This window comes from Snodgrassella sp. M0351 (assembly GCF_016100575.1).
Taxonomy (GTDB): Bacteria; Pseudomonadota; Gammaproteobacteria; order Burkholderiales; family Neisseriaceae; genus Snodgrassella; species Snodgrassella alvi.
In genome coordinates, this window is sequence record NZ_JACFSG010000001.1 from 1413491 (window position 1) to 1427098 (window position 13608).

A 13608-nucleotide genomic window follows, 5' to 3' on the forward strand; every position below is an offset into this window, starting at 1 on the left:
TATTGATTACTGTCTGTTTATAAAATGATTATCTCTTTAAATCCGCTGAAAAATCGAATATTCAGCAATTCTGTTATTTATCCGATTAGCCGCAAAATTTAAAATATCAGTTTATTCTTCTTCATCCTCATCTTCCTGCACGCTGACACTGTGTTCAATCAAACCGGGAACCACAAAAGAAGTGGCTAATGCATTTTTATTCTCAGAAAGATGTTGCAGATAAGCTTCATCAACATCACCCGTAATATAACGGCCGTCAAAGCAAGAACTGTCAAAACCTTCAATTTGCGGATTCAGCTTTAAAACTACCTCTTTCAAATCATCCAGATCCTGAAATACAACACCATCGGCACCAATTTCCGCAGCCACCTGCTCTGCATTACGCCGGTATGAAATCAATTCTTCCCGGGTTGGCATATCGATACCATAAACATTCGGAAACAATACAGCCGGCGCAGCAGAAGCAAAGTAAACTTTTATCGCTCCTGCTTCACGCACCATATCCACAATTTCCCGGCTGGTTGTCCCGCGTACAATAGAATCATCTACCAGCAGAACTTTTTTACCACTAAACTCATAATTCATCGGATTAAGCTTTTGCCGCACAGATTTTTTACGCACAGCCTGCCCGGGCATAATAAATGTCCGGCCGATATAGCGATTTTTAAATAGTCCTTCCCGGTAAGGCTTATTCAGATGCAAAGCCAGCTCCATAGCACTGGGACGGCTGGTGTCCGGTACAGGCATAATTACATCAATATCTGCTAAATCCAGTGTCCGTTTTACCTTTTCTGCCAGTGTTACCCCCATATTCAGACGAGCCTGATATACCGATACTCCGTCGATTACAGAGTCCGGGCGGGCAAAGTATACATATTCAAACAGACAGGGCATCAGATGAGGTTCCTGTGCGCACTGCTGTGAAAATAACTGGCCTTCATTACTGATAAAAATAGCTTCACCGGGTGCCACATCCCTTACCAGCTCATAATCCAGACTAGGGAAAACCACAGATTCAGAAGCAACGACATAATCTGTATGACCGTTCTCTTCCCTTTTACCCAGACACAGAGGCCGGATACCAAGCGGATCACGAAAAGCCAGTAAACCATAACCGGCAATTAATGCCACCACACCATACGCACCATGTACCCGTTTATGCAGTGCGGCCACAGCAGCAAAAATATCCGATAAAGCCAGTGCAGTACGATTACCAACCTGATTTTCCAGCTCTCGTGCCAATACATTAAGTAGCACTTCAGAATCAGAGCGGGTATTTACATGGCGTAATTCAGTAAAACAGACATTTTTAAATAACTCCTCAGTATTGGTCAGATTACCATTATGTGCCAGCACAATTCCGAAAGGGGAATTTACATAAAAAGGTTGTGCTTCAGCACTGCAATTGGCATTTCCGGCTGTCGGGTAACGGACATGAGCAATACCAACATTACCTATCAGTTCACGCATATTACGGGTACGGAATACATCACGTACCATACCGCGACCTTTATGCATGTGAAACATATTACCCTCAGCGGTAACAATTCCGGCAGCATCCTGTCCGCGATGTTGCAGCATCTGTAAACCATCATATAAAAGCTGATTTACCGGTTCATGTGCCACAATACCCAATACACCACACATTACTTTCTCCATTCAAGACAAATAAATACGCGCGTTTTTTGTTATTAAAAACGCGCGTTGTATTCGGTTACTTATGTTCATGCTGTTATACCGATGGTGAATTCAGCTTATCAGCAAGAAAAGACGGCAGATAAGGCACCGCCACCATCGCCAGCCTTTCAAACATGCCTGCTGTAAATGAATCCCGCCACACAGGAGATTTCGGCAAATCAGTAAAAGAACATATCAGCACCACCAAAGTGACAATAATAATTCCTTTAATTGCACCGAAACAGGCGCCCAGCATACGGTTAACTCCGCCAAGCCCGATTGATTTCAATGCTGAAGTAATCACTGTGCGCATCAGGCGCTGAATAATCCACAAAACACCGAATACCATCACATATGATAATGAAACAGCCAGTGCCCGTGGCTGCATAGTCGTAAAAGCCATATCAGCCACAGGTGCGGCCAGCAACTTGGCTCCAACAAAAGCGACCACCCAGCATAACAGTGAAGCTATTTCGCCCACCAGCCCGCGCATCATAGCAACCAGAGTTGTTAACAATATCAGGCCGAGAGCCAGCACATCAAAAAGGGTCATGCAATACCAACTTCCTATAAACCAATTACCAGTCCGTCCAGTCCTGCAGCATGCACTTTATCCAGATTTTGCAAAGCCTGACTGCGATTATTATAAACCTGGCTACGTACCCGATACAGTGTGCCTTTACTAGTCTGACTTTTACTGATACTGGTAGTGACACCGGCAACAGCCAGCCTTTGCTGTACCAGATTAGCCTGCGCCTCAGTGGTATAGGCACCAATCTGAATCACCGTTCTTTCAACAGGCAATTTATTATTGCTACTGGTAGCACTGCCTCGATTCTGACCGGAAGCAGAATTTTTAGATACCGTACCGGCAGCTTTATTTTCCAATATCTGCTGCGGTGTCAGTTTACCGCCTGCCGTATTATTTGCCGGTTTTGCTGTCGATGCCGGTTTTACGGGTACTGGATTTTTATTTATTGGTTTAGGTGTTGCAGACACAGGTTTTTTTTCTGTATTAGCAACTTCGCTTCTGTTTTTTACTACAGGTGTAGTATCAACTGTACTGGCTGGTGTTTTATTCACCGGCTTTACTGTTACAGGTTCAGTTTTAGGGCGGTTACTGCTTACCGTATTAACAGGAACCTGTTTAGTTTTTTCTGTTGTTTCTACCGGAGTTCTGTTAATAACCGGTTTTGGTTTAACAACTGGTGCTGCTTCAGTATGTACTTGTTGTCTGTTATTTTTTTCAACAATCTTTCTTTCAGAAAACGGTTTGATACCTGCTGAATCAGTATCATTTGGCCGTCGCTCTGACGGTACCGGAGTTTTTACCGGTGTATCATTTATTTTAGCCGGCAAGACAGGTTTAGGATGTGTTGTTTCTTCACGCATCACAGGTCTGGATATACTGTTTTCCTGTTTATGTTCAGATGCCGCAGATGCATTACCCGAACCGACAGTTGTATTTACCGCAGATGATCTTGCCGCCGTTACCGGTTCCAGTACTATAGCTGAAGCAGATTGTGCCTGCGCCACAACACTCGCCTGAGACACCATACCTGCTGTGCCGGAAGCTGTTTCTGACGAAGCAGTTCTGACTTCAAGCTGCGGTGCCGGTACAGACTGAGGCGTGCGACGGCTCAGCATAATAACCAGCAATATAGCAGCAATGACTACCATAATTAATGCACCTACCAAACGGCGCCTGTTGCGCCGTTTCAGCTGTTCATAATTTTCCTGTGCATTCATTAATCACTAACTCCTCTGACCTTATCGTTTCTATTTTCAGAATTTACCTTGAAGATAAATCTATTATTTCTGCTACTGTATGAAACGAACCAAATACAACAATTCTATCATTCTCACCGGCCTCTGATAAAGCAGCCTGATAAGCTTCTTTAACATCAGGATAAGCTGTCACAGCAGTAATATTATGCTGAATAAATTTTTGTTGTAAAGCCTGTACAGTCATACCGCGCGGCAAAGCAAGCGGAGCTATCAGCCAGCAATCAAACTGATCTTTAATAATTTCCAGAACCGCATCAATGTCTTTATCAGCCAGCATACTGAATACAGCCATGCGTTTTTCTGCATAGGGTAAAGCAATTAAACTGCTGCGCAATGCCCTTGCTGCATGAGGGTTATGCCCCACATCCAGTACCGTAACCGGTCGTCCGGGCAACACCTGAAATCTTCCCGGATGGCGTACGCGCAACAAGCCGCGTTTAATTGCACCAATATCCAGAGGCAAACGTTCAGACAAGCATTCCAGTACAGTTAATGCACAAGCCGCGTTACTAAGCTGAAAATTACCGCGCAATACTGGTATCGGTAAAGCATGACGGGCATGTTCACCTGTATATAAACTACTTTCTTGTGGATGAAAACGATACGACCACTGCTGCATTTCCATCTTATGGCAATCAAAATCTCGGCCAAACAAAAGTAAATCTGCTCCTACCTCTGCCGCATGCGATGACAGACTGTGCGGTACAGGAATCTGAGCACAAATTACAGGCTTTCCAGCACGCATAATGCCTGCTTTTTCAAATGCCACTTTTTCTACTGTATCACCAAGAAATGCCTCATGATCCAAATCAACACTGGTAATCACTGCCACATCGGCATCAAATATATTGACAGCATCCAGCCGCCCGCCCAGCCCTACTTCCAGTATCATTACGTCTACCTGCTGACGTATAAATACATCTACGGCAGCCAGCGTATTAAACTCAAAATAGGTTAACGGTATCTCAGCCCGTGCTGTCTCTATATGCTCAAACGCACTGACAATCAAATCATCAGCAACAGCTTCACCATTAATCGCAATACGTTCATTAAAACGTAACAAATGCGGGCTGGTTAAGGTACCAACCCGATAACCGGCTTCATGATAAATCTGTGTCAGATAGGCACACACAGAACCCTTACCATTGGTTCCGCCAACAACAATCAGCGGACATACCGGCTTTAAACCCATCTGGTCACGAACAGCGCCTACCCTGGCCAGCCCCATTTCAATTTCGCCGCCGGCCACACCATTTTCCAGATGTTGCAGCCATGAAGACAAACCAGTTGCATGAAATTTTTCTGCCATTATTTTAATTCTTATCCTTCAGCCCGAGCCTGCGGATTACCTTATTCAAGATTGATTGCCTCAAAACAGATTGTGTATTGTTTGGCTGACACCAACGTACCCATACTTGTAATCTTCGCCATGCCTGCGCATCGGTCATATCCGGTAGCAAAAGCTGGTATACGCAGCCGCGCGAAGTTTGCCAGTGTAAAGCCATCATATTTGCTCTGATAACAATACCACTGCAACACAGTTTAGCCGGTACAGCAGCTTTGCCCTGTGTAAATAGCAGTGAAGCCTGCCCCTGTGGACTGATTTCAATTTTTTTGACTCTACCTTGCCGCAAGCCATAACCTGCCCATAATGCAGATAATAACCATACCAGCAGCCATACCAGACACAACCAGCCTGTGCTGTAGAACACAATAGCCACTAGTGTCAGTACATGCATAATCACCGCCAGATAAAAAGCACATCGGGATGGCTTCAGCCGCACAACACACGCCATCATCAGATACTAAACCTGTTCTTCACCATATACCGGAGATATATGTATATCTGTATCTACCAGATCCAGTACCATATCATGTACTTCTACTGTAAAAAAATTCCAGAACTGATCAATATCCAATACCGGCCACAGCTTACGCTCAACCTCCCATGCAGACAGCTCTGCCTCAAAAATCAGATTAAAGCGTTCACCAATATAACCAATGACCTGTTCCGGAGTTTCAAATTCCGGTACCAGCAATGTAGTACAATTACTCTGTAGCTGTGACAAAGTTAACTCAGGCAAATCATCACTGGTACTTTTCAGCCAGTCGAGAAAAGCCTGAGCAGGTTTCAGCACAACAGCACTGCGATCAACAAAATACATGCCCTATCCTTACTAATATTACTGAATAACCATATTGTACTGTAAACGTTCAGCGATAGCGTATATTTACCGCCCCGCAATTTTTAATTACCGTACAATCAGCTTATTGTGTCTACAGGGTTAACTGCCATGCCTCACACCATTCATCTAGCCCGGTTTCAGCAAATCCTTACGCCTGATGAAATCCTCACTGACAATCAGCTTATCGAACCATTTTGTACCGACCAGCGCGGCCGTTATCATGGACAGGCTTTTGCAGTATTACAACCGCATACTGTCAGCGCTGTACAGGAAATTATGCGCTATTGCCATCAGCAGCATATTCCTGTTACTCCGCAAGGCGGAAATACCGGCTTGTGCGGCGGTGCTACACCGCATGCTTCTGTTGCCGGTAAAGGAATTATCCTGTCGTTAAGTAAACTTAACCGCATACGCAAACTCAATCTGGCTGACAACACCATTACTGTAGAAGCCGGCATGATACTCGCTGAAGTACAGAAAATCGCTCAAACTGCCAATCGCTATTTTCCCCTGAGTCTGACCAGTGAAGGCTCCTGTCAGATAGGCGGAAATATTGCCTGTAATGCCGGCGGTCTGAATGTAGTGCGTTATGGCACAATGCGTGATCTGGTACTGGGTCTGGAATATGTCCTGTCTGATGGCGAACTGGTCAGTCACCTGTATCCACTGCATAAAAACACCAGTGGCTATGAAATGCGTCAGCAAATCATTGGCAGTGAAGGCACACTGGCGATTATTACCGCAGCCACACTAAAACTGTTTGCTCCGCCGCAAAGTGTATTAACAGCTTGGATTGGCGTAGACAATATTCACGCTGCCACCAGTCTGTTAGCCGCACTGAAAAATTACTTTGCCGAGCGCCTGTCCAGCTTTGAACTGATCAGTCAAGCGGCTCTGAGTTTGTCAGCCAGCTATAGTCAGTTACGCGAACCAACTCATGCGAGCTGGCATATTCTGGTAGAACTGAGCGATAGCCTGCCGGCACAAAATTTAACCGATCCCTTAATCAGCGTACTGGAACAAGGTAACTGGCTTAATACAGTTATTGCTCAGTCTGAAACAGAACGTCAGCATTTATGGAGCTTGCGTGAAAACATATCTGCTGCACAACGCAGTCTCGGAGCCAGTATCAAGCATGATATTGTCGTTCCGATTGAACATGTTGCTGACTTTGTCGAAAACTGCCAGCAACAACTGATTAAAACCTTTCCGCAAACCAAGACCATTTTATTCGGCCATCTCGGTGATGGCAGTCTGCATTACAACGTTTTTATTGCTGATATTATGAATAATGATGTTTATCAATATGAAGAAAACATCAATAAAGTCGTATATGAACAGGTATTAAATTACCATGGCAGTATAGCTGCCGAACATGGCATCGGTCAGTTAAAAAATCAATGGCTGCCACGTGTTCGCAGTAATGCAGAAATCAAATGGATGCAGGCACAAAAGCATAACCTCGACCCCGAAGGTATCCTGAATCCCGGAAAAGTTTTACCTGTGCATACGTGATATAGTAAGCATTTTTAAATCAACTATGAATATGAGTGAAGTTACTCTGTATACCGACGGTGCCTGCAAAGGCAATCCCGGCGTGGGTGGCTGGGGGGCATTTTTACAATCCGGCAGCCACAGTAAAGAGCTTTTCGGCGGAGAGGCTAATACCACCAATAACCGCATGGAGCTCACAGCTGTAATTCAAGGACTTGCAGCATTAAAACGCCCGTGTATTGTTAACATCTATACAGATTCACAATATGTTAAAAACGGCATGCAGGAATGGATTCATAACTGGAAAGCACGCGGCTGGAAAACTGCCTCAAAACAGCCGGTAAAAAATGCTGAACTGTGGCAGGCACTGGACAGCGAAGTAAGTAAGCATCAGGTACACTGGCACTGGGTTAAAGGCCATGCCGGACATCCGGGAAATGAAAAAGCTGATGAACTGGCTAATCGCGGCGTAGAACTGGTTAAATAAAGCTTTAATTTTTTATAAATTATTATCAACTACCCACTTCTCAGCTACCATAATAGTGCTATCATGCCTAGAAGCATACTGTTTGGTAAGTTTTGGTATCGGCTTAGAAAAATTTAATACTCAGCCTAAACCGGTAGCTGTGGATGAGAAGAAATTTTATGGAAAAAACAGATTAATTCAATTAAACCGTTTTTTTTATTTCATGCTAAAATATTCTAATATTATTGAAAAGACAATAACACAACTGCAATGATTATTTATAATTAAGCTATAAATACATGTATAAAATACCTAATTTTTTACCTAAAATATAACTTAGTATCTAGTTGATTTTTTTTAAAATAAATCAAATTTCCATTTAAAATAATATATTAATTGAATTAAAAATATATTCAGTGTACCTGTATTTAATACAGTTTTAATCTTATTTGAGAATTATAATAGTGTGTGCATGATTAATTTTAATTTACAATCATATTATAAAAACATAGGCGGGCTTATTTTTGAATTCGCCATACCTCCTAATAAAAAAGCCGTCTACAGTACTACATCTAAATACCTGACAGAAGGAGCGTTCAGCTTTATTGAGGGCATTATATACGAGTATGTTCCTAAATACGGGGAATATGGGCATTGGGGAATCACCGAAGTTAATACAGAACAATGGCTACTTATAAAACCGGCACTATTAAGGCTTAAGACCAGAGTTGATCAAGCCCAGAATTTAAAAGAACTTAAAAGTGATTTATTTGATTTTCGTTTTGTCTGTATGCTGGAAGACGATTATTTAAAAGAAACGGCTCACAAGTTTTCTAAATCCAAACCTTTGCTTTCTCAGATGATTATCGATTTTATAGTCTGGATTGATGTAACTATACAAAAGTATGGTTCATTCTATATTATAGGCATATAACTTTTTCATTTACTAAATCTATAAAATTTATCAATTAAACTTGTAGCATTAATTTTTTATTGTATCTTTGGCAAGGTTTGTTTATCTTTTTGGAATATATGATATTCCAGGATGATTTACATTCCCGCTATTTATTCTGTCATGATGATAGCCTGCTTTATTGATCCATGCTAAGGACAAGGTTTAACCATACTAATTATTTAACATATGAAATTAAAATGATGACGTAACAAAAATAAATAACCTATTGATTTATTAATTACTACCTTCATGCTGCTGTTCATATTATTTACAATTGAAATCCGTTGCTTTGATTAAACTGCTTAACTTTTTGCTGTTTTATGTACATAAACCTAATATCCGCCGTTTAACACAGCGGTTAAAACATAAAACTATCATTATAACAGGCGCCAGTTATGGCATTGGTGAGTCGCTTTGTTATCTTTTAGCCGATATTGATTGCAACTTAATATTGGTTGCGCGCACAGTTGATAAACTGCGCGAATTAAAGCAACGGCTTACTATGAGCAAAGCTAAAATTGACATTTATGCAGCTGATTTGCGTGATCAGGAACAACTTGATGGATTCATAAAATATATACAAAATTTACCTGTTGACATATTTATTAATAATGCCGGTAAATCGATTTGTCGCCCGGTCATGCAATCGTTAGACCGCCAGCATGATTTTGAACGAACCATAAAATTAAACTACCTGACTCCGGTACAATTATGCCTTGCACTTATCCCCAAATTACAGCAAAGTAAAGGACATATCATTAACGTTTCGGCTGTCAATGTGTTGTTTGCGCCAGCGGTGAATTGGTCAGCATATCAAGCCTCAAAAACGGCATTCGATCAATGGCTGCGTTCAGCAATGCCTGAATTACAAAACCGGCAAATTAAAGTATCGACAGCATATTTACCTTTAGTAAAAACAAGGATGATCGAGCCGACCAGAGCTTATCAGAACTTACCTGCATTACAGCCAAAGCAAGCTGCTACAATTATAAGTTATTTATTACAAACACAAAAACGCCAATATAAACCATGGTGGGCGATGATAGTGCAATTGGCCGGCGTCCTGTTTAATGGCATCTGGTTTAAATTAAATTGTTATTACATTAAGAGAAAATGATGATAAAAACAATCAAAGCGCTTTACACCATTAAACTTTTGACATTTAAAGGAATTTTTTATTTATTAATGAGTTTTCGTTCGGTTGGAATGAATTTAATGGCGTTGCTCTATGTACGTCAGAAGCTGAGCCCAGACCAAATCGCCATTAATGAAAATGACAATTGTATAAATTATCGTACACTTTATACGCAGTCACAGCATTTAGCCAAAAAATTAGCAGCGCATTGTGACATAAAACCGCATCAAAAAATAGCCATAATGGCAAGTAATCATACTATTATGATTCAAACTCTCTTTGCTATTGCCCGGCTAGGTGCAGATATTTACTTACTCAATACAGAACTATCAGCCAAGCAATTACAAAATATACAAGATGCGGTAAAATTTGATTGGATCATACATGATCCTCAAATTCCTATCTTAATTGATGTCAAATCATTACCGACAGATCATCCGGAGCAAATTTCCATTTACTCGCTCTTAAATGATAAGATGCCTCCCAATTCCGGCAATCTTAAAGTTACCCATTTTAATAAACTTACTGTGTTAACCAGTGGTACAACTGGACGTTTTAAAATGGCAGGACGCAATAGTAAAGCACAAAATTTTATCAGTCCTTTTTATCAATTGCTGATGAAATTAAACCTGAGCAAATATAACAGAATCTATATAGCAACACCGATTTACCATGGTTTTGGTATTGCGACATTGTGTATGTCGGTACTATTAGGTGCCACTATATTTATCAATAAACGCTTTGATGCCGCCAAAATTTGTCAACTTATTAACAAACATAACATTGAAGTGATCACCCTCGTTCCCTTAATGCTCAGTCGAATGATGAACCATTCTGTAACGCAGTTACGCAGTTTACGATGCATCATCACCGGCGGTGCACCAATTGCTGTCACACTGGTTCGACGAACAATTAATCAACTTGGTAAAGTGTTATTTAACTTATATGGCACATCGGAAGCTGGAATATGCCTGATTGCAACGCCGGATGATTTGATCACTCACCCATCAACTCTAGGTAAGCCGGTTAAAGGACTATCAGCCAAATTAATGAACAATGGCAAAGAGGATGCGATAAAAGGTGAACTCTATATCAAATGTGCGTGGTCCACTCAGGGCAAAAACTGGACAGCTACTGGTGATATAGTTCAAAAAGACAGTACAAATAATTATTATCTAAATGGCCGGGCTGATGACATGATAGTTTCAGGCGGTGAAAATGTTTACCCATTCGAACTCGAACAATGTTTAGTTAACCATCCTGACATTAACGACTTAGCCGTTATTAGTGTTAATGATGAGGAATTCGGACAGAGATTAGTGGCATTTGTGGTATTAGCAGCACATACTGAACAAACCGAAGATACTTTAATAGACTGGTTAAAACCACAAATTGCACGTTACCAGATGCCAAAAAAAATATATATCATTGACGAATTACCCATGACTCATATTGGCAAAGTTGACAGAAAACAACTTATCAATCGATATTATGAATTATCTAAGATCTGAGTTAGCGAAAACACCAGTATTGATAAGCATAATAATATTTTTAAAAATTTTTATTTTTCGAAAGCATTATCATTGCTTGTTACCCGCTCAACTAATCCTTTTATCGTATTTATAAAAGGATTTTTCTCCGATTTATAATACATAATATAATCAATATCTGGTAATGTCGGAAGTTTCAGGATATCGGTGTAATCGATAAATTTCTTAGACATTGACGATCTGTTCAGACAGCCTATGCCTAATTGAGCCTCAATAGCAGACTGCATACCAATAACACTGGAAGCATAATGAGATAAATTATAAGATATTTTATTATTTTCTAATTTATCTATAGCTGATTTTTGTAATAAGCAGCCTTTTGGCAAAGTTATAATTGGCAGCGGAACAGATCCGGTTATACTAAGATCTTTCGAGCCAGCCCAGCAGAGCGGTTCATGCCCTACAACCATAAAATTATCATTATCGGGTAATCGCTGTCCGTTTAAATGAATAAATAAGGCGATATCATATTGTTCCAGAGTATGTTCAAGAAGCATTTTTGAACTGCTCTGAATTGAGACATTAAATTGAATATTCTGACATTGGTCACGTAGCCCTCTTAATACAGATGCTATCGTGGCAGGCATAAAATAATCCGTAATTGAAAGTGTCAGCTCATATACCGAATCATGGTTTCTAATATCAGCTATGATATTATCATTTAAAGATAATATCTTTTTTGCATGCTTATACATTTTTTCACCGATAGCTGTCGGTTTCGCGCCGTATCTGCCACGATGTAGCAGTTGTGCATCGCAAAATACCTCAAGCTTTTGGATTTGTTCACTGATAGCCGATTGAGATTTAAATAAAATATTCGAAGCTTTTGTATAGCTGCCCATTTCTACAATGACAACAAATGTGTGAAGAATTTCTAAATCAAGTTTTTCCATAGTGTAATCAGTCTTCATCAGTTAGTGTCATTAGATTTCTTTAATATATCGGATTTTCCGTTATAAATAAATCAAAAAATCCTGTTTTACAGATATAAAAAATTCTAGCTATTATTTTCTGGAAAAACAACAGGAGTTCATCAATGTCTTTAAATTCAAACAAATTGCCGGATAAAAATAAAAATTTTTTTTCTGATAACCATAAATGGAAAGTTTTATTTACAGGTGCATTCGCTAATACATGCTTTACCTTTGTTATCGGGGGCGTACCTGCTGCATCCATTATTCTACGTAATGATTACCATATCCCAACATCTGTATTAGGGCTTTTAATGGGAATTGTAGGTTTTGGAATTGCTGTAAGTGAATTACCCTGGGGAATTGCCACCGATCGCTTCGGAGATCGGCCGATATTAATTGCAGGATTGTCTACGACTGCCATAGCTCTTTTCATCCTTGCTTATTTTGCAAGAATATCATCACACAATTCAATAAGTATCATCTTATGTGCCGGTTTACTAGTAGTCGGTCTTTTTGGGAGCAGTGTAAATGGTTCCAGTGGCAAAGCGATCATACAATGGTTTAAACCACAGCAACGCGGCTTAGCAATGAGTGTAAGGCAGGCAGCTGTACCACTTGGTTATGCATTAGGAGCATTATTCTACCCTTATATATCAATTCATTATGGATTCTCGACCACACTATTTATATCGGCATTTATTTGTATTCTGGCTGCATTATTCAGCTATCTATGGATTATTGATCCGGATAGTAAGAGTGAACGCAAAACACCGGATATAACACAATCACTAAAAAATAAATCAACTCAGCCAATGAAATCATTGAAAGTATGGCGCATCGTATTAGCTGTGGGTATTTTATGTGCGCCACAGTTTGCATTGATGACATTTTCAATGCTTTTCTTGCACGATTTTGCCGGATTAAGTATTGGATATATCAGTATCCTACTATTTTTCATACAAATCAGTTCAATACCAACACGTATCGGTAGTGGCTTTTATACAGATAAAAAGGGAAATAGAAAATTTTTTCTGAAAGCGGTTACAGCCCTTTCATTCATCTTATTCGCAGCCCTTACCGTATTTACTTATTTTTCATATAAATTCAATATACATCATTTTGCCTACTTTGCTAGTTTCATTATTCTTATATCTGGTATATCAATTTCTTCCTGGCATGGAATCGGATATACCGAACTGGCTACCGTTGCCGGACAAAAGAGTGTTGCAACTGTATTAGCCATGGCTAATACAGTAGTATTTTTCATTCTGTTTGCAACCCCAGCCATAATTCCATGGCTATTACATCAATTCTCTTGGGTTGGCGTTTGGGTAGTCATGGCTGTTATTTGCGCAATAAGCTATTTCTTATTTGAAAATCCATCATCTGAAAAATAATTTTTTATTCATAGGAATGTATCACCCTGCTTTACTCTGCATAAAA

13 protein-coding genes are annotated in these 13608 nt (G+C 40.2%); 6 read left to right on the plus strand and 7 right to left on the minus strand.

Going from position 1 to position 13608, the window contains the following annotated elements; translation table 11 throughout:
- Positions 1–111 precede the first annotated feature (111 nt).
- The 6 genes from purF to H3V01_RS06235 all read right to left on the minus strand — a co-directional run bounded on the left by purF (position 112) and on the right by H3V01_RS06235 (position 5630).
- Positions 112–1647 (minus strand): amidophosphoribosyltransferase, encoded by a 1536-nt coding sequence (purF, locus tag H3V01_RS06210; RefSeq protein ID WP_198186278.1) that lies wholly within the window; start codon positions 1645–1647, stop codon positions 112–114.
- Positions 1648–1732: 85 nt separating this feature from the next.
- Positions 1733–2230: a CvpA family protein gene (locus H3V01_RS06215; RefSeq protein ID WP_025331135.1), complete on the minus strand. Its 498-nt coding sequence runs from the start codon at positions 2228–2230 to the stop codon at positions 1733–1735.
- Between the two features lie 14 nt (positions 2231–2244).
- Complete coding sequence (locus tag H3V01_RS06220; RefSeq protein ID WP_198186279.1) at positions 2245–3426, minus strand: SPOR domain-containing protein; 1182 nt, start codon at positions 3424–3426, stop codon at positions 2245–2247.
- A gap of 43 nt (positions 3427–3469) precedes the next feature.
- Positions 3470–4774 (minus strand): bifunctional tetrahydrofolate synthase/dihydrofolate synthase, encoded by a 1305-nt coding sequence (folC, locus tag H3V01_RS06225; protein WP_198186280.1) that lies wholly within the window; start codon positions 4772–4774, stop codon positions 3470–3472.
- A gap of 4 nt (positions 4775–4778) precedes the next feature.
- A complete protein-coding gene (locus H3V01_RS06230; RefSeq protein ID WP_110414416.1) occupies positions 4779–5264 on the minus strand; it encodes a protein YgfX in 486 nt (161 codons plus the stop codon).
- Positions 5265–5270: 6 nt separating this feature from the next.
- Positions 5271–5630 (minus strand): hypothetical protein, encoded by a 360-nt coding sequence (locus H3V01_RS06235; protein WP_078475149.1) that lies wholly within the window; start codon positions 5628–5630, stop codon positions 5271–5273.
- 129 nt (positions 5631–5759) lie between these two features.
- Between H3V01_RS06235 and H3V01_RS06240 the strand changes: the two genes are divergently transcribed.
- From H3V01_RS06240 to H3V01_RS06260, 5 genes are all read left to right on the plus strand, one after another.
- The gene (locus H3V01_RS06240; protein ID WP_198186281.1) at positions 5760–7166 is read left to right on the plus strand and encodes an FAD-binding oxidoreductase; all 1407 of its coding nucleotides are present in this window, start codon (positions 5760–5762) and stop codon (positions 7164–7166) included.
- A 31-nt stretch (positions 7167–7197) separates the two neighbouring features.
- Entirely contained in the window at positions 7198–7632 is a 435-nt protein-coding gene (rnhA, locus tag H3V01_RS06245) for a ribonuclease HI (protein WP_078475184.1), read from the plus strand.
- Between the two features lie 451 nt (positions 7633–8083).
- Complete coding sequence (locus tag H3V01_RS06250) at positions 8084–8545, plus strand: hypothetical protein (protein ID WP_084547868.1); 462 nt, start codon at positions 8084–8086, stop codon at positions 8543–8545.
- 331 nt (positions 8546–8876) lie between these two features.
- Entirely contained in the window at positions 8877–9683 is an 807-nt protein-coding gene (locus tag H3V01_RS06255; RefSeq protein WP_232332646.1) for an SDR family NAD(P)-dependent oxidoreductase, read from the plus strand.
- Complete coding sequence (locus tag H3V01_RS06260; RefSeq protein WP_198186283.1) at positions 9683–11212, plus strand: class I adenylate-forming enzyme family protein; 1530 nt, start codon at positions 9683–9685, stop codon at positions 11210–11212. The genes H3V01_RS06255 and H3V01_RS06260 overlap by 1 nt, the downstream gene beginning before the upstream one ends.
- A gap of 50 nt (positions 11213–11262) precedes the next feature.
- Here the strand turns inward: H3V01_RS06260 and H3V01_RS06265 are convergent, their stop codons facing one another.
- Entirely contained in the window at positions 11263–12144 is an 882-nt protein-coding gene (locus H3V01_RS06265) for a LysR family transcriptional regulator (protein ID WP_198186284.1), read from the minus strand.
- A gap of 143 nt (positions 12145–12287) precedes the next feature.
- Here H3V01_RS06265 and H3V01_RS06270 point away from each other — a divergent pair, with 143 nt between their 5' ends.
- Positions 12288–13562, plus strand: a complete 1275-nt coding sequence (locus tag H3V01_RS06270; protein WP_198186285.1) for an MFS transporter — start codon at positions 12288–12290, stop codon at positions 13560–13562.
- Positions 13563–13608 lie beyond the last annotated feature (46 nt).

Excerpts from the sequence above, each read along its gene's own strand:
- H3V01_RS06270 (WP_198186285.1), top strand. The coding sequence starts at position 12,288 with ATGTCTTTAAATTCAAACAAATTGCCGGATAAAAATAAAAATTTTTTT.
- rnhA (WP_078475184.1), top strand. The coding sequence starts at position 7,198 with ATGAGTGAAGTTACTCTGTATACCGACGGTGCCTGCAAAGGCAATCCC.
- H3V01_RS06260 (WP_198186283.1), top strand. The coding sequence starts at position 9,683 with ATGATAAAAACAATCAAAGCGCTTTACACCATTAAACTTTTGACATTT.
- purF (WP_198186278.1), bottom strand. The coding sequence starts at position 1,647 with ATGTGTGGTGTATTGGGTATTGTGGCACATGAACCGGTAAATCAGCTT.
- H3V01_RS06215 (WP_025331135.1), bottom strand. The coding sequence starts at position 2,230 with ATGACCCTTTTTGATGTGCTGGCTCTCGGCCTGATATTGTTAACAACT.
- H3V01_RS06230 (WP_110414416.1), bottom strand. The coding sequence starts at position 5,264 with ATGATGGCGTGTGTTGTGCGGCTGAAGCCATCCCGATGTGCTTTTTAT.
- folC (WP_198186280.1), bottom strand. The coding sequence starts at position 4,774 with ATGGCAGAAAAATTTCATGCAACTGGTTTGTCTTCATGGCTGCAACAT.
- H3V01_RS06235 (WP_078475149.1), bottom strand. The coding sequence starts at position 5,630 with ATGTATTTTGTTGATCGCAGTGCTGTTGTGCTGAAACCTGCTCAGGCT.
- H3V01_RS06240 (WP_198186281.1), top strand. The coding sequence starts at position 5,760 with ATGCCTCACACCATTCATCTAGCCCGGTTTCAGCAAATCCTTACGCCT.
- H3V01_RS06265 (WP_198186284.1), bottom strand. The coding sequence starts at position 12,144 with ATGGAAAAACTTGATTTAGAAATTCTTCACACATTTGTTGTCATTGTA.
- H3V01_RS06220 (WP_198186279.1), bottom strand. The coding sequence starts at position 3,426 with ATGAATGCACAGGAAAATTATGAACAGCTGAAACGGCGCAACAGGCGC.
- H3V01_RS06250 (WP_084547868.1), top strand. The coding sequence starts at position 8,084 with ATGATTAATTTTAATTTACAATCATATTATAAAAACATAGGCGGGCTT.